The organism is Streptomyces sp. NPDC006602, assembly GCF_042870385.1.
In the GTDB taxonomy this organism is placed as follows: domain Bacteria; phylum Actinomycetota; class Actinomycetes; order Streptomycetales; family Streptomycetaceae; genus Streptomyces.
Window position 1 is genome coordinate 1 of sequence record NZ_JBIAHG010000042.1, and the last position, 15,538, is coordinate 15,538.

General features: G+C 69.0%; 13 protein-coding genes and 4 pseudogenes. 5 read left to right on the plus strand and 12 right to left on the minus strand.

Translation table 11 applies throughout. The annotated features are described in order from the left end of the window. The first annotated feature begins 390 nt into the window (after positions 1-390). The gene (locus tag ACFYO2_RS43870; protein WP_388361531.1) at positions 391-1,587 is read left to right on the plus strand and encodes an MFS transporter; all 1,197 of its coding nucleotides are present in this window, start codon (positions 391-393) and stop codon (positions 1,585-1,587) included. Between the two features lie 96 nt (positions 1,588-1,683). After that, positions 1,684-2,625, plus strand: a pseudogene (locus ACFYO2_RS43875) (IS110 family transposase); the annotation flags it as partial. Between the two features lie 338 nt (positions 2,626-2,963). Here ACFYO2_RS43875 and ACFYO2_RS43880 read toward each other — a convergent pair. Next, a complete protein-coding gene (locus tag ACFYO2_RS43880; protein ID WP_388361534.1) occupies positions 2,964-3,233 on the minus strand; it encodes an alpha/beta fold hydrolase in 270 nt (89 codons plus the stop codon). A gap of 5 nt (positions 3,234-3,238) precedes the next feature. After that, complete coding sequence (locus ACFYO2_RS43885) at positions 3,239-4,000, minus strand: alpha/beta hydrolase (RefSeq protein WP_388361537.1); 762 nt, start codon at positions 3,998-4,000, stop codon at positions 3,239-3,241. A 93-nt stretch (positions 4,001-4,093) separates the two neighbouring features. On the opposite strand from ACFYO2_RS43885, the gene ACFYO2_RS43890 reads away from it, so the two are divergent. Both ACFYO2_RS43890 and ACFYO2_RS43895 read left to right on the plus strand, forming a co-directional pair. Next, entirely contained in the window at positions 4,094-4,327 is a 234-nt protein-coding gene (locus ACFYO2_RS43890; RefSeq protein ID WP_388361539.1) for a hypothetical protein, read from the plus strand. Positions 4,328-4,485: 158 nt separating this feature from the next. After that, a pseudogene (locus ACFYO2_RS43895) lies at positions 4,486-4,779 on the plus strand (AMP-binding protein); the annotation flags it as partial. A gap of 150 nt (positions 4,780-4,929) precedes the next feature. On the opposite strand, the gene ACFYO2_RS43900 reads toward ACFYO2_RS43895, so the two are convergent. The 3 genes and pseudogenes from ACFYO2_RS43900 to ACFYO2_RS43910 all read right to left on the minus strand — a co-directional run. Continuing rightward, positions 4,930-5,808, minus strand: a complete 879-nt coding sequence (locus tag ACFYO2_RS43900) for an alpha/beta fold hydrolase (protein WP_388361542.1) — start codon at positions 5,806-5,808, stop codon at positions 4,930-4,932. Positions 5,809-5,918: 110 nt separating this feature from the next. Beyond that, on the minus strand, positions 5,919-6,620 hold the full coding sequence (locus tag ACFYO2_RS43905; protein ID WP_388361642.1) for an SDR family oxidoreductase: 702 nt from the start codon (positions 6,618-6,620) through the stop codon (positions 5,919-5,921). Between the two features lie 120 nt (positions 6,621-6,740). After that, positions 6,741-6,998, minus strand: a pseudogene (locus ACFYO2_RS43910) (hypothetical protein); the annotation flags it as partial. A gap of 732 nt (positions 6,999-7,730) precedes the next feature. On the opposite strand from ACFYO2_RS43910, the pseudogene ACFYO2_RS43915 reads away from it, so the two are divergent. Continuing rightward, positions 7,731-7,995: pseudogene (locus tag ACFYO2_RS43915) on the plus strand (4-carboxy-4-hydroxy-2-oxoadipate aldolase/oxaloacetate decarboxylase); the annotation flags it as partial. Positions 7,996-8,330: 335 nt separating this feature from the next. On the opposite strand, the gene ACFYO2_RS43920 reads toward ACFYO2_RS43915, so the two are convergent. From ACFYO2_RS43920 to fabG, 7 genes are all read right to left on the minus strand, one after another. Beyond that, positions 8,331-9,092 carry an SDR family oxidoreductase gene (locus ACFYO2_RS43920; RefSeq protein WP_388361544.1) on the minus strand — a complete coding sequence of 254 codons (762 nt, stop codon included), beginning with the start codon at positions 9,090-9,092 and terminating at the stop codon, positions 8,331-8,333. Next, complete coding sequence (locus ACFYO2_RS43925) at positions 9,083-10,258, minus strand: NAD(P)-dependent alcohol dehydrogenase (protein WP_388361547.1); 1,176 nt, start codon at positions 10,256-10,258, stop codon at positions 9,083-9,085. The genes ACFYO2_RS43920 and ACFYO2_RS43925 overlap by 10 nt, the downstream gene beginning before the upstream one ends. After that, entirely contained in the window at positions 10,255-11,805 is a 1,551-nt protein-coding gene (locus ACFYO2_RS43930; protein WP_388361550.1) for an aldehyde dehydrogenase family protein, read from the minus strand. The genes ACFYO2_RS43925 and ACFYO2_RS43930 overlap by 4 nt, the downstream gene beginning before the upstream one ends. 167 nt (positions 11,806-11,972) lie before the next feature. Continuing rightward, complete coding sequence (locus ACFYO2_RS43935) at positions 11,973-12,737, minus strand: enoyl-CoA hydratase/isomerase family protein (RefSeq protein WP_388361552.1); 765 nt, start codon at positions 12,735-12,737, stop codon at positions 11,973-11,975. Continuing rightward, entirely contained in the window at positions 12,737-13,933 is a 1,197-nt protein-coding gene (locus ACFYO2_RS43940; protein WP_388361554.1) for a thiolase family protein, read from the minus strand. Before ACFYO2_RS43940 ends, ACFYO2_RS43935 begins: the two co-directional genes overlap by 1 nt. A 286-nt stretch (positions 13,934-14,219) precedes the next feature. Continuing rightward, positions 14,220-14,672: a MaoC family dehydratase gene (locus tag ACFYO2_RS43945; RefSeq protein WP_388361556.1), complete on the minus strand. Its 453-nt coding sequence runs from the start codon at positions 14,670-14,672 to the stop codon at positions 14,220-14,222. 35 nt (positions 14,673-14,707) lie between these two features. Continuing rightward, positions 14,708-15,478 carry a 3-oxoacyl-ACP reductase FabG gene (fabG, locus tag ACFYO2_RS43950; RefSeq protein ID WP_388361559.1) on the minus strand — a complete coding sequence of 257 codons (771 nt, stop codon included), beginning with the start codon at positions 15,476-15,478 and terminating at the stop codon, positions 14,708-14,710. Positions 15,479-15,538: the final 60 nt, after the last annotated feature.

The following is a 15,538-nucleotide window of genomic DNA, read 5'->3' on the forward strand; positions in this document are numbered from 1 at the left end:
CTGATCGAGCATCCCGCCATCCATGACGGAGCGTCACTGGCGCACGGAGGCATGACCGGCTTCACGGAAATCTTGGAAGAGCCAGGATTCAACCGTCGCCGACAACTCCAAGGTCCAGAAAGAGGCACAGCTCTTTCTCGAGTTGCTTGTTTTCATCGTCAGTGGCAGCACACGGAAGGGGGTGCAGATGGCAGAGCCTCGACTCCTCGATCACCGAGTTCTTTCGACATGCGGCTGTCATGGCAGCCGGACTCCGTCCCAAGCGGAAAGTCCTGCGGCCGAGATGCCTCGGCAGGGGATGTTCGCCCCAACACTTTGTGCGTTGGGTCCTCCTGACGCGCGAGTCGCGCGTACCGGCAGCTCGTCTGGTCACTCGGCTCGGGGGACTCGGTGAACCCCCGAGTCCAACGCGGCGCGATCGCCGCTGTGCAGGTTCTCGCGCTCGCGGTCTGGTTCTCCGTGTCGGCGGTGGTGCCCACACTGCGCCAGGAATGGGGGATCTCGTCGACCGCAGCTGTCTGGCTCACGGGCTCGGTGCAGTTGGGGTTCGTCGTCGGTGCCGTGGGTTCGGCCGCACTCAACCTGCCCGACCGGTTCCGGCCGCATCTGGTGGTCGCAGCCGGCGCCGCAGCCGCCGCCCTGTGCACGCTTCTGTTCGCGCTGGTCGTGTCCAACATGGCCGGCGCCATCGGGTTGCGGTTCCTCACGGGAGTCTTCTTGGCGGGCGTCTACCCCGTCGGCATCAAACTCATGGCTTCGTGGTCGGCGAGCTCCGCCAGGGGCCGGGCCGTGGGGATCCTGGTCGCGGCGCTCACTCTCGGTTCGGCGCTCCCCCATCTGATCAGTGGGATTGCCGGTCTGCCGTGGCGAGCCGTCCTGTTGGCTGCAGCCGGGATCGGGCTGCTGGGCGCGTTGATGGTGTTGGCACTGGTCCGGCCAGGTCCTTACCTGAGCGCCTCCGCTCACACCCGCTACCCCCGGTACGCCGTGACGATGTTCCGAGAACGCGGCCCGCGGCTGACCAATCTCGGCTACTTCGGGCACATGTGGGAACTCTATGCCCTCTGGACCTGGCTCCCGGCGTTCCTCCTCGCTGCCCCGAGCGGGCCCGAACTTCCGGCTTCGGCCGAGATCACCATGTTCCTCGCGATGGGCGTCGCCGGCGTGATCGGATGCCTGCTCGGCGGCTGGGGGGCCGACCGCTTCGGACGACCGCCGACCGCCGTCGCCGCCCTCGCCGTCAGCGGACTGTGCTGCCTGCTCTCACCACTGGCGTTCCGCGCCGGCCCGACGCTCCTTTTTGTCTTCTGTGCGCTCTGGGGCGCTGCCGTCATCGCTGACTCCGGGGTCTTCTCCACAATGCTGTCCGAGGTCGCCGACACCCGGTTCGTGGGTACGGCCCTCACCGCCCAGACCGCGATCGGCTTCGGCCTCACCACCGTGAGCATCCAGCTTGTTCCGGTTCTGGCCGAAACAGTCGGCTGGCAGTATGGCTTCCTGCTTCTTGCCCCCGGTCCCGCTCTCGGGGTGCTTGCCATGAGCGTGATCAGCCGTCGGCCCGCCGCCGCAACGACGGGGTCCACGTGACCACGAACGAGACCTGATGCAATGCCTGCGGTTGGCGCCATCGCCTGGCGCAGCCCTCAGAATGCGACCAGCGCCCGACGGTAACGCCCCTGCCGCCAGCGGCTGTTCTACATCCCTGGCCGGACCGTGCGTCACGCCTCCGGTTCCTACCGGGGCGACGGCAAAAGCGCGAGACCGCGGTCGGCCTGAAGATCCTCCCCGCACGTCGCATGGACCTGTCCGGGGACCGCACCAGGGCGATCAACCGGCTCCGCGCGCAGATCCTGGAGTACTTCCCCGCCCTGGAACGGGCCTTCGACTACAGCACCTCCAAGACCGCGCTCATCCTGCTGACCGGGTACCAGACCCCGGCCGCCCTGCGCCGGATCGGCCGGGCCCGGCTGGCCACCTGGCTCAAGAACCACGGCGTGCGCACCCTGAACGTCGCCAACCACGGCGTGCGCACCCTGAACGTCGCCAAGAGCGCCGCTGACGCCGCGGTCATCGCCGCCGAAGCCCAGTTCACTGTCGTCCCCGGGGAGAAGACCGCCGCGAAGATGGTCCACGCCCTGGCCAGGGAGGTGATGGCCCTCGACGAGGAGATCGCCCAGGCCAACGCCCTCATCGAGAGCCGGTTTCGCGAGCATCCCGACGCCGAAGTGATCACCAGCATGCCCGGTATCGGCGACATGCTCGGCGCCGAGTTCATCGCCGCGACCGGCGGTGATATGACCGCCTTCGGCACCCCCGACCGGCTCGCCGGCGTCGCTGGACTCGCCCCCCGTTCCCCGCGACTCGGGAAAGATCAGCGGCAACCTGCGCCGGCCCAGACGCTACAGCCGACGGCTCCTGCGGATATTCTACCTCTCCGCCCAGGTCGCCACCGTGCACTGTCCCCAGTCCAAGACCTTCTACCAGCGCAAACGCGCCGAGGGAAAGTCCCACAAGCAGGCCGTCCTCGCGCTGGCCAGACGCCGCCTGAACGCACTCTGGGCCCTGATACGCGACCATCGGACCTTCGAAGCCGTCACATCCCAACCCGCTGCCACAGCGGCATGACCCAGTCACGAGGCGTCACCGCTCCGGCTTGACAACGTCATTGGGAATCCATACGCCCCTCCCAGCGATGCCGCCGACGCAACCGCGCCGGGCTCAACCCCCGCACCACCCAGGGACTTACCGGACCACCGGAACGCGAAACCCCCGCTGATCACCGTCTCTCAAACCGAGCCGCACCCATCCGAATTCATCGTGCTGCCCTTCGAGGAACGACGCCAGGGATCCGGTGGGCGGACGCATTGAGGGACTGCCGCGCCCGCCCGCCGGGGTCAGCGGCCGACGAACTCGGCGGGCGGGCGGTGGAGGAATGATTCGAGCCCTGGCTGGCTGGAGGGGCGTCAGCTGTTCAGAAAGCCCAGGACGTGGTCGGCGACCGTCTTGGGCTGCTCGATGTGCAGGAAGTGCCCTACGCTGGGTACGACGATGCGTTCGAAGCCGTTCGTGAACAGGGCAGCCATGCCGTCGCTCAACTCCACGGACATACAGTTGTCGTCGGCCCCATGGAGGTAGAGCGACGGGACGGTGATGGCACCGCGCGCCCGGGCTTCCAGGGATTGGGTCGCCTCGTCCGCGGGGGGCGTGAACAACTGGCGGTAGAAGCCCAGCATCTCGGTCAGGACTCCTGGGCACGGAGGGTTTCCTTGAGCGCGGCCCGCTCCGCATCCGGCAGCTCGTAGTCGGGCGACCATTCCCGCCAGAGCCGGTCGATGAAGGCGAAGTCGTCGAGCTCGACGGCCGCCTCCGCCATGGCTGTCTGGAAGAAGAACATGTACCAGCTGCGTCGCTGCTGATCACCGTCAGTGACGAATGCGGCTCCCAATTGAGGGCCATAGGAAACCGCCATACCGACAAGCTTGCGGACACGTGTCGCGTCGAGGCTCGCAGCCGCGTACGCCGCAGCAGCACCGATGTCGTGACCGATGAGGTCCGCCTGCTCGCGCCCGAGCGCTTCGATCAGGGCCAGGACGTCCTGGCCCATCGAGGACGTACGATAGGAGCCGTCGGGCGCCGCACCACCGGGCCAGTATCCGCGCAGTGCGGGCGCGACCGCCCAATACCCTTCCTGTGCAAGGCGGTCGAGAAGCCCTGCCCAGCTGGCGGCATGGTCGGGAAAACCGTGGAGGCAGAGGACCAGCGGTCCGCTACCGGCCTCAAGGATCGGAACCTCCAGTCCGCCTGCCTGAACCGTCCGATGACGGACACGGTCAACTGGCCGGGACCCACTGGCCGGTGAGTCCTCGCCAAAAGGCGGTCGCTGTGTCACCTGTGTCATGAGTTCAACCTCCAATTCGCCTTCGCGGTGTCGCGGTCCTGCAAGCCCGGACCGAGAAGCAAGTTCTGTGTTCCGCTCCAGCCGAAAGAGCGACCAGGGCATTCCCCTTGGTCGAGCTGTCGAGGGGGAGTGCGGACGGGCCGACGGCCGGTGCCATGAGAACGGGCTCTGACCCTCGGTACGGGCAGAGCTCACGTGCCAGAGCTGCGGAATGATCTTTCCTCCGGCCTGCTGCACGGTGGACACGAGTGCGCCGACTGGCGAGCGCCGGGCGGGCCGTCCTGGGCATTCCGGGCGAGCGCTTGGCGGCAGACCACCTATCCCACCGCGGTGCCCGACCCCGGCACCTTCACCGGCCGCAAGAAGTGCGAGCGGGTCACCGCCCAGCTGACCGGCGCCGGGTCCGGGACCTGGCCGAACCCGTCGTAATGGGTGAACAGGGGGAGCTGTTCCCTGGCGCTACCGCCCGTTCTTCACCGACAACCCCGCCCCGACGCTCCAGGCCGAGCGGGAACGGCCCGCTCGCGGCCGCACGCCGCAGCCTGCTGCTGCACGCCGGCTTCAGCCCCGCCCTGACCTGGCAGGTCATGAAGGCCTTTGGTGTCACCAACTTCACGGCCGCACCGACCGTCTACCGCAGCCTGCGGGCCGCGTCCGATCCGGTCCCCGACGGGCTACGGCTGCGGCGGGCCTCCTCCGCCGGTGAACCGCTCACCCCGGAGGTCGTCTCCTGGTCGCAGCAGGCCCTCGGCGTGGCCGTACGCGATCACTACGGACAGACCGAACACGGCATGATCATCGCCGCCGCCTGGGCCGACGCCGTCCGGACACCGGTGCCGCCCGGCTCCATGGGCCGGCCGCTGCCCGGCTGGTCCGCCGAAGTGCTGTACGAGGAGCGGAACGAACCCGCCCCGCCCGGCACGCTCGGCCGGGTGGCCCTCAGCGTGCCGGACAGCCCGCTGCTGTGGCTCACCGGCTACACGGGAGCACCCGAGAAGACCGCCGAGCGGGTCACCGCACTGTGGAGGCGGTCACGCCACCGCGTTCAACAGGTCGGCCACCACCTCCGGCCTCTCCAGTGCGATGAAGTGGTTCGCTCCCGGCACCTGTGTGAAGTCGGCGGCGGGCAGCAGCTTCTTGTTGGCCTCGCGGTCCGAGGGCCGGGACCAGTCGTTCTCCCCGTAGACGAGGTGGACGGGGGCCTTGACCTCGGGGTAGCGCGAGCGGGCCGCGATGAGGCTGGGCATGTTGCGGTACAGAGCGCGGGCGACGGTCGGGAAGCCGGGACGCCTGCCTGACTGGAGGAGCTCGTCCAGGTAGTCCTCCCGGAAAGCGGTCTTGTTACCCACGCCGCCCTGCAGGATTTTGCGCAGGACGGGCTTGGGCTCCTGCTGGGCGATCAACGGACCCACCCCCGGAGCGATAATCCCGCCGATCACCACGCGAGCGAGGACACTGGACCGGGCGATTCCGTCTCGGTAGTCGTACGCGTTCACGGCGACGACGCGCCGTATCCGTTCCGGCAGATCGGCCGCGGTGGTCAGGGCGAGCACCCCGCCCAACGACTCCCCGACCAATGTCACGTCGTGGAGGTCCAGCTCGGTCAGGAGCCGTTTGACGCCCGCGCGCAGCGCCGGCTCGTCGTACGACGCGTCGGGCACGATCTCGGAGTAGCCCATCCCCGGCAGATCGAGGGCGTACACGGTGTACTGGTGCGAGATCATCGGCATGAGGAAGCGGAAGTGCTCGGCCTGCGTGCGCAGAGTGTGCAGCAAAACCAGAGGCGCGCCGGTGCCCGCTTTGAGGTAGCGCAGCGTTCCCTCGCGGCTGTGGCGTCCCGCGCGCGGGGCGATGGTGTGGCTGGTGGTCCCCGGAACGTGAATCGTAGGACGTGACTCATGGTTGGGCATCTCGCCGACTCCTGGCGTGTGAACAATGGATGGGTGATTCGGTTGTGAGACCGGCAGGGAGGGATGACACCGCTGGCGCGCGGCCTGCGGGCCCCTGCTGTGACCGCGCCCTACTTCGCCAACTGGGCGTACAGGCCGGCCAGGTCGCCGGCGAGGCCCGCCTTGACCTGCCGTGTGAGGTCGTCGCCGAGTACCTCGTGGGCGCCCGTCTCGATGCCGTCGAGGGCGAGGGCGGCGATGTCACGCGGGTCGGACTTGGGCGCGTCGACGCCGGCCGCCAGGTCCGTGTCCACGTATCCCATGTGCAGTCCGGTGACGGCGATGCCGCGCGGCTGAAGCTCCAGGCGCAGGGAGTTGGTCTGCGACCACAGGGCGGCCTTGGAGGCGCTGTAGGAGTTGCCCAGGGCCAGCCAGGAGAGCACGGAGTGCACGTTGAGGATGTGGCCGCCCCCGTTGCGCTCGATGACCGGCACGAAGGCGCGGGCGAGAAGCAGCGGGCCGTAGAAGTTGGTCTCGAACTCCCGGCGTACGTCGTCGACCGGGGAGCCGAGGAAGGAGGCGCCGACCGACGCACCCGCGTTGTTGATCAGCACGGCGACGTCGTCCGCCTGCGCGGCGGCCGCCGCCACGGACGCCGGGTCGGTGACCTCCAGCGCCACCGGGACCGCGTCGGGGTGCGTCACCGTGCGCGGGTCCCGGGCCGTGGCGTAGACCTTGCCGGCACCGCGCACGTACAGCTCTTCCACCAGCGCCTTGCCGATGCCCCGGCTGCCACCGGTGACGAAGACGTTCGCGCCCTTCAAAGCGGTCATGACTGCCTCCACAAGAATCAGAAACCGATCGGTTTCCACCACAGTAAACCGATCAGTTTCCGAGTGCAAGCTCAAGCAGGAACTGATGCTGGTCAGTGAAGGTCTGGTGGCGGCCCAGCAGTGGGAATGCCATGGCGTGATCTCGCCACCCCGGGCCAGGACGATGAGCTCGTCGTTGCCGCGGAGCACGGTCACCATCCCGCCGATCGCCGCGGGGTCGACGGAGTAGCCGCCGGTGTCAACGCGGACGTAGTGGTCACGCCCAGGCGGATGTGGACCTGCCTCCAGGACGACGGGTTGACGGCGACGGTGCGAGCATCCCGGCCCGATCCGCCTCCCACCCGTCGCTCGGGCGGGCCCCCTTCGACGCCATGTCACCCAGGGCGAATTGCGATCGGGCGATCTGCGCGATCAGCTCCTTGGCCTGGGTGACGAGCTATTCGTAACGCTGCCGGGTGAAGTCCCTAGCCGGTGGGTCACTCGGTCATGATGACCACCGTTATCGCCCGGGTCCGGCCCGGTCACCACGACGCGACCGGCCAAAGGGAGCGCCGGCCCCGGCCACCGTGACGCGCGCGACACACCGGCGCAGGGAGCAAACCGGGGGCGCTCGAAGCGCGCGGTAATCAACTCCAACTACCCTGCAAAGGAAGGGGTGTTAGAGGTGTTTCGGGAGGCATTCAGCCATGGCGTTTCCGAAATGCCGTTCCGCAACACCCGCCGCCGACGGCAGGCCCGCACCCGGCAGCGGTCCGAGCAATACACCGCAGCCTTCGACCGCTCCCCCCTACCGTCCACGACCGCCCGCAGACCGGGCATTCCGCCCGCTCTCCCCGCTGCATCGCAGCCACGACCCCGATGTGGTCCCATCCGCCGCCGTTGAGGCTGAACGCCACAAGGTCGCCGGTGCGGATGTCGTCGCGGGAGACCGCCTTACTGTCCGCTGGCTGGCCGGCGTCCTGATGCTGCTGCAGCGGGGGCGCGGCGCTGACGGGTCCACTGCTGGTGGCGTACACGATCGATCGAGCGGTGCCGGCCTGGCGTGTGGGCGACCGCGGGCCGATGACCCGGCTTCGGGAAGGTTCCCCCACCGCCCAGGGTCGGCCACCCACACCACATGCCAAGTCCACCGACGGCGTGTTCGGTGAGCTCTTCCCCGTCCAGCTGGCCGCGCGGGGTGTGAGGGGACTGCTCATGGACGCGGTCGTACGGGATGTCGCCGAGGCTGACGGCGATGGGCTTCCCCGCCTTGTCGCGAGCGGTCTCGGCGCAGGGCACCGTGAAGGCCGGCCCCGGCTCGGTGAACGGGCCCGCCGTCGTCGCCGGCACCACCGTCCGACCCGGTGACGTGATCGTGGCCGACGACGACGGAGTGCAGTCTGCCTGCCGGCGGCTTCGCACGAGGGGAGGAACCGGTCCTCGGTTGCGCTGATCGCAAGGCGAGGACGAGTGGTGACGGCGGGCAGCCACGCACCGGCCCGGGCGAGCCACGCTCCGACCAGGGTGATCAGGAGACTTTGGAAGTCGGTCACCAATCGGAATCACGTGGTCCAGTAATTGGCCTGCAGTCATCAACGCGAACCAACCGCTCGCCGCTGGAGAAACACCCAACGGGTCTCCCCACCGCCGCGAACCGCCTCGTCCCTCGATCGGGCATGGCACGGCGAGGCGGCGCCCCCCTCTGGACAGCGCCGCCTCGCCGACCGTCGACTACGTCGAGGCGCCGCCGTCCACGGGCAGGTTCACGCCCGTGACCATGCCCGCGTGATCCGAGGCCAGGAACAGCGCGGCATAGGCGACGTCGTCCGGTGACACGAGCCGCCCCAGCGGCACGGACTGGGCGACGGCCTCGAGAAATGCAGCCGGATCCTGCTGTCGGTTCTCCAGGAAGGTCGACATCATCGCGGTGTTCGAGGCAAGCGGACAGACGGAGTTGACCCGGATGCCGAACTGGCCGAGTTCGGCGGCCAGCGAGCGGGTCAACATGACCGCAGCGCCCTTCGAGCTCTGGTAGATCGACAGGTCCGGACGCCCCTTGATGCCGGAGAGCGACGCCGTGATCACCACGTTGCCCCGTGACTCCTTGAGCGCAGGCAGCGCGGCTCGCACGTTGAGGATCGGCCCCAGCACGTTCACCTTCATGAGGGTGTCGAACAACCCGAGATCGATCTCGTCGACGGCATAGGCGCCGTGCGCCAGCCCGGCGTTGGCCCACAACACGTCGAGCCGCCCGTGGCGCTCCAACGTCGTCTCGACCAGACGACGACTGTCCTCCTCGCTGGTCACGTCCGTTCTGACGAACGACGCGTCGTGGCCCTCAACAAGTAGCTCCTTGACGACCTTCTCTCCGAGTTCCTCGTTGAGATCCGCGACGACGACGGCGCTGCCGGCCTGGGCGAATCGCAATGCGCCTGCGGCACCGAAGCCTGAAGCGCCTCCGGTGATGACGCTGACCTTGTCCTTCAACTGCATGGGTGTGATGCCTCCTCAGTGGTGGAGAAATGACGACTCGACGGAGGCGCGAGTCGCGACAACGTGAGGACCGGCTTGACGACATCGCCGGCCTTCATGGCCGCGATCGCCTCGTCGATCCGATCGACCGGGAACTCCGACACCAGACGGTCGACCGGGAACCGGCCCTCGACGGCGTAGGAGATCAGCTCCGGGATGAAGTCCTCCGGGACCGAGTCGCCTTCCAGCACCCCGCGAACGGTGAGGCCTCTCAGCAGCACATCGGTGAGATCGATCTGCACCAGATTGGGCCCCCACCCCTGACTCATGCCGATCGTCGCGCAGGCCCCCCGGACTCCGAGGCTCGCGAGCGCGCTCGCGAGCACCTGCTGGTGACCGACGCAGTCGACGGCGTAGTCGACGCCGTCCGTGACCACCTCTCGTATCGCCGTCGGCACGTCGGCCGCGGAGTCGAACGCGTGGGTCGCACCCAGCTCAAGAGCGAGCTCGCGGCGCGCGGGCATCGGGTCGACGGCGACGATGGTCTCGGCACCGGCGATCTTCGCTGCCATCAGGGCACTGAGCCCCACCGTGCCGACGCCGAACACCGCCACCGAGCTGCGCGGCCGCACCTTCAGCGCGCGCAGCACCGTCCCGGCACCGGTCTGGAAGCCGCAGCCCATGGCAGCCGCCACCGAGAAGTCGATCGACGGACCGATCGGTACACAGTTGCGCTCGTAGGTCACGGCATGGCGGCTGAAGGAGGACTGGCCGAAGAAGAACGACCCCACTGCCGCCCCGTCAGCGTCGGCCAACGGCGTACTGCCGTCCGGCCGCCCGCCCGACAGGTTCAGCGCCGCTGTCTTCACGCAGTAGCTCGGCTCGCCCGAGGTGCAGTATCGACAGCTGCCGCAGCTGGCGAAGCTGAGCGCGACGCGGTCACCGACGCCGACACGTCTCACCGCGCTGCCGACCGCCGCCACCACCCCGGCTCCCTCGTGGCCGAGCACCATCGGCAGCTGGGCCTCGACCGCCGTGGTGGCTGTCGTGACGTCGGTGTGGCAGATGCCGGCCGCGTGGATCTCGACCAACACTTCGTCCGGTCGGAGATCGTCCGCGATCTGAATCTGCTCGATGGCGAATGCCGAGCCGGGCTTGCGCAGCAGCGCGGCCCTGGACGCGGTCACAGGTCGATCCCGAACAGCAGCGCGTAGGGCTTCTCGTCCTCGCGGCGGCCCAGGGCATACGTGACCTGCTTGGTCTCGGTGTACTCGTCGAGCGCGTCCGGGCCGAGCTCGCGGCCCAGGCCACTCTGCTTCATCCCACCGAACGGGTAACGGCTGTCCAGCACGTGGAAGTCGTTGATCCAGACCATGCCCGCGTCGATCTTCTCCGCCACGCTCACGGCGCGGTCGGTGCTGCTGCTCCACACGCCTCCGGACAGACCGTAGATCGTGTCGTTGGCGATGGCGATGGCCTCGTCGATCGTCTCGTACTTGATCACCGCCACGACCGGGCCGAAGATCTCCTCCCGCGCGATCCGCATGTCGTTGGTGACTCCGGTGAAGATCGTCGGCTCGATCCAGAAGCCCTGCTCGAACTGCGGTCCCGCGGGAGACTTGCCCCCGCAGGCCAGCGTTGCGCCCTCCTCCAGACCGGACGCGATGTACCCGAGGATGCGGTCGCGCTGCGCCCGGGAGAACACCGGGCCGAGATCGGTGTCGTCGGCCATCGGGTGCCCGATCCGCAGATCGGCGACCCGCCGCACCATCCGCTCGACGAAGTCGTCGTGCAGTGCTGCCGGAAGGAGCAGACGTGTGCCCGACTCGCACGCCTGGCCCGAGAACGTGAGGAACGCGAACAGGCAGCCGTCGACGACCCGCGCCATGTCAGCCTCGCTGATGTCGTCGAGCACGATGTTCGGGCCCTTGCCGCCCAGCTCGAGCGTGACGCGCTTGACCGTCCCGGAGGCGAGCGACATGATCTCGCGACCGACGGCCGTGGAGCCGGTGAAGGCGATCTTGCGGACGTCGGGATGCTCTGTGAGTCGGGCACCGACCTCCTCACCGAGGCCGGTGACGACGTTGAACACGCCAGCCGGCAAGCCGGCCCGCTCCAGCTCTGCGGCAAGCTCGAGCACGGTCAGCGGTGCGTGCTCGTCGGGTTTGACGACCACGCTGTTGCCGGCCGCGAGCGCGGGACCGACCTTGTTGACGGCCAGTTGCAGCGGAACGTTCCACGGAACGATCGCCGCGCAGACTCCGACAGGCTCCTGGCGCACCATGCCGCCGGTGGACATGCTGGCGAGCACCGGGGCCGGCTTGACCCACTGATAGGTCCGGGCCAGCTCGGCGAAGTGCCGGAACTGCGCGGCCGGGAGTCCGATGTGCGCCCACCGCGCCACGCGCAACGGAGCGCCGTTCTCCATCGCCTGCAGCTGCGCCAACTCCTCGTTGCGGGCGTCGAGCCGGTCGGCGACGGCGTCGAGGACGGCGGCCCGCTCGGCAGGTGTCCTGTCCCGCCAGACACCTGACTCGAAACTCGCCTTGGCCGCCGCGACGGCGGCGTCGATGTGGCTGGTGTCGCCCTTGGCCACCGTCGCCACCAGCTCCTCGGTGGCGGGGCTGCGGATCTCGAAGTGCTCGTCGGAGTCGACGGGCGCGCCGTTGATCCACATCGGGTGGTGGGGGACCTTGGTCGTGCTGGTCACCTGAGGAGGCGCGGTCGTGGTCATGTCTGACTGCCTTTCGTCGTTCAGTGGAGAGATTGGGTGGCGCGGTGCGGGAGAGTGCAGCAGCGCCGGGCGAGCCGGGTGGCGGGGAGTTCTGCCATGGCTCGAAACGTCAGGGGAAACCTCGGGCCGGTGCACGAGTTCGTCCTTCTGTCAGTGGGAGCGGCCCCTCAGCGGCTGAGGAACTCCTTGATCAGACGCTCGGCCTCGTCGTTGGCGACCGCTCGCGCGATGGTGCGCGCCTCGTCCTCGGCGTTGTCGGCGCGCGAGACCTCCCAGGAGTCGCGGATCAGCCGCTTCGCTGCGCCGAACGCCAGCATGGGGCCGTTCGCGAGCCGGGCCGCCAACTCGCCTGTGCGGGGCGCAACCTGTTCGTCGTCGACCACTTCGCTCACCAGCCCCCAGGCACACGCCTCGTCCGCGGCGAGCACCCGGCCGCTGAGCGCCAGCTCGAGGGCGCGCTGCTGGCCGACGGCGCGTGGTAGCAGGTAGGACACGCCGCAGTCGGGGGTGAGCCCGATGCCGGGATAGGCGAAGGCGAACTTCGTGGAGCGACCCGCGACGACCAGATCCGAGTTCAACATGAAGGCCAGGCCGGCCCCTGCAACTGCACCATGCACGCCGGCCACCACCGGTTTTGGCAGCGCCGCGAGCCGGCGCAGCTGCGCTTCGAGCTCGGTCGCCAGGTTCTGCAGGTACGACGGTCGGTCGGTCGTCGCCACGAACGACGCCACGTCTCCCCCGGCGCAGAACCGCTTGCCTTCGCCGGTGACGGTCACAGCCCGGACCGTCGGACTCTCAGCGGCCGTGACGGCCTCGCCGAGGGCACGGGCCGCGGGCAGGTCGAAGGCGTTGGCTGCCTCCGGCCGGTCGAGGACGACGCGGCCCACCGTCCCGTCGGTTTCGAACCGGACTCCGCGCGAACCGGGCACCATCACGCGACCCGTCGGAACAGCGCGGCGAGGGCTTGGCCACCGCCGATGCACATGGTGACGATCCCGAGCTCGAGGTCACGCCGTACCAGGTCCTTGGCGACGCGCAGGGCCAGGATCGTGCCGGTGGCTCCCACGGGGTGGCCGAGTGCGATCGCACCGCCATACGGGTTCACCCTGGCCGGGTCCAGCTTGGCGTCTCGGATCACCGCGACGGCCTGAGATGCGAAGGCCTCATTCAGCTCGATGGTGTCGATGTCGGACGGGCTCGTGCCCGTCTTGGCGAACAGTGCGGCCAGCGCCGGCACGGGTGCGTAGCCCATCAGCTCGGGCTCGATTCCGGCGGTGGCGACGGCCTCGAGGGACACCAGCGAAGTGAGGCCGCGTTCGGTCGCCGCGGACTCCCGGGCGAGAACCACGGCGGCAGCGCCGTCGTTGATGCCCGATGCGTTGCCCGCGGTTACCGTGCCGTCCGGCGCGAACGCGGGCCGCAGTCCGGCCAGGGCCTCTCGCGAGGTGTCGGGCCTGGGATGTTCGTCTTCGCCGACTGTCCACGGCCGAGGGCTGTCCCCGTGAACCGTGACGATCTCCTCGGCGAATACGGCCTTGGCCTCGGGGGTCGCGGCTCGTCGCTGGGACTCCAGGGCGAACGCGTCCTGCTCGGCGCGCGAGATCCCGTACTTGGCCGCGACATTCTCGGCGGTGACGCCCATGAGGATGTCGTGGAACGGGTCGGTGAGCATCATGACCGTTCCGTCCACCAGCCGGTGGTCGCCCAACTTGTAGCCGTTGCGCGCGTTGAAGTCGTAGAACGGCATCCGGGTCATGGACTCGTTGCCGGCCGCCAACGTGAAGTCAAGCCCGCTCCACTGCATCTCCATGGCGGCGGACCAGATGGCCTGCAGGCCCGAACCGCACTGTCGGTTGACCGAATGGGCAGGCACGTTCAGCGGCAGGCCGGCCTCTATCGCGACTCGGCGCGCGTTGTAGGCATCGGCCCCTACCTGACCTACGCATCCGACGACCGCCGCCTGGATGTTCTCGGCCGAGACGCCGCTGCGTTCGATGGCGGCCCGCGCCGCGGCCGCGCCCAGCTGGTGGGCGGGCACCTCCTTGAACCTGCCACCGAAGCTGCCGATCGGTGTGCGCGCGCCATCGAGGATGACAATCCTGTCCTGGCCTATCGTTTTCCTTCTCACGGGTTCCTTCTCACGGGTTGGGGGCCGGGCACGACTTCCGGCGCCGGCTCACTCGCTGGTCGCGCTGACGAACGCGCGGAGATCTCCCTCCGGCTCTCCCCGGCGCGCTCGCACTGTGCGACGGACTTCCGCCGTGGCTGCTGGCGTCCGCCGGCGCGTCATCACGGCGTCTCGTCGCGTACCGGGGCGCCCAGGGCCGGCACCATGACCGGATGCGCCGCACTCGCCAGACTTCTCAGGGACGGCATCCGCGCGTGAGCAGCGGTCACCGTTTCCTCCCGGATCATCAGGGCACCGACAGGCTGACGGTCTCCACCACGCACACGGGCTTGTCGCCGCCCTCCCGCTCAACGGTGACCCGGGTGATGACCTGGTGACCGCCGGCGCCGGGCATCACCGACAGCAGGTCGGCACCCGCCCGCACCTTGGAGTCGACCGGGACCGGTGCGGGGAAGCGGAGCTTGTTGGCGCCGTAGTTGACGCTCATCGTCAGCCCGTCGACCTGGTAGATCTGCCAGACCAGCATCGGCACCAGGGACAGGGTGAGGTAGCCGTGGGCGATGGTGCCGCCGAACGGGCCCTTCGCCGCCTTCTCGGGGTCGACGTGGATCCACTGGTGGTCGCCGGTCGCCTCGGCGAACGTGTCGATCTGATGCTGGGTGACGGTGTGCCAGTCGGAGTACCCCAAGTGGGTGCCGACCGCCTGCTGCAGTTCTTCGATGCCCTGGAAGACCTTCATGTCCGAACTCCTCTCCTTCAACTGGCCGGTCCGGGTCAGGCCTTCGGTCCGCCGGCGACGTACAACACCTGGCCGGAGACGAAGCCGGCGCCCTCGCCGGCGAAGAAGGACACGGCATGCGCGATGTCGTCCGGCTTGCCGATGCGGGCGACCGGAGTCTCGGCCGCGACGGCGGCCTTGAACTCCTCGAACGGCACGCCGATCCGCTCGGCCGTGGCGGCGGTCATCTCGGTCTCGATGAACCCGGGGGCGATCGCGTTCACGGTGACGCCAAACCTGCCGAGCTCGATGGCGAGCGTCTTGGTGAAGCCCTGGAGGCCGGCCTTCGCGGCGGAGTAGTTGGCCTGGCCGCGGTTGCCCAGGGCGGAGGTGCTGGAGAGGTTGACGATCCGGCCCCAGCCGGCCTTGGTCAGGTAACCCTGGACTGCGCGGGCCATCAGGAACGAGCCGCGAAGGTGGACGTTCATCACCGCGTCCCAGTCGTCGGTGGTCATCTTGAACAGCAGGTTGTCGCGGGTGATGCCGGCGTTGTTGACCAGCACGCCGGGCTCGCCGAGCTCTGCGGCGACCCGCTCCACGGCGGCCTGCACGCCCGCCTCGTCGGTGACGTCGACGCCCACGGCCAGGGCGCGGCCGCCAGCGGCCTCTATCTCCTGCACGACCGGCTTGCAGGCCGCCTCGTCCAGGTCGAGTACAGCGACGGCGAAGCCGTCCTCGGCGAGCCGTCTGGCGACGGTGGCGCCGATGCCGCGGGCCGCGCCGGTGACTATGGCAGTGCGGGTGGCGGTAGGGGTGGTGGTGCTCATGGGGCAAGTCCTTGCTGGGGTTTGGTTGAGGAGCGTGTCAATCGAGCCGGGAGCCAGCCG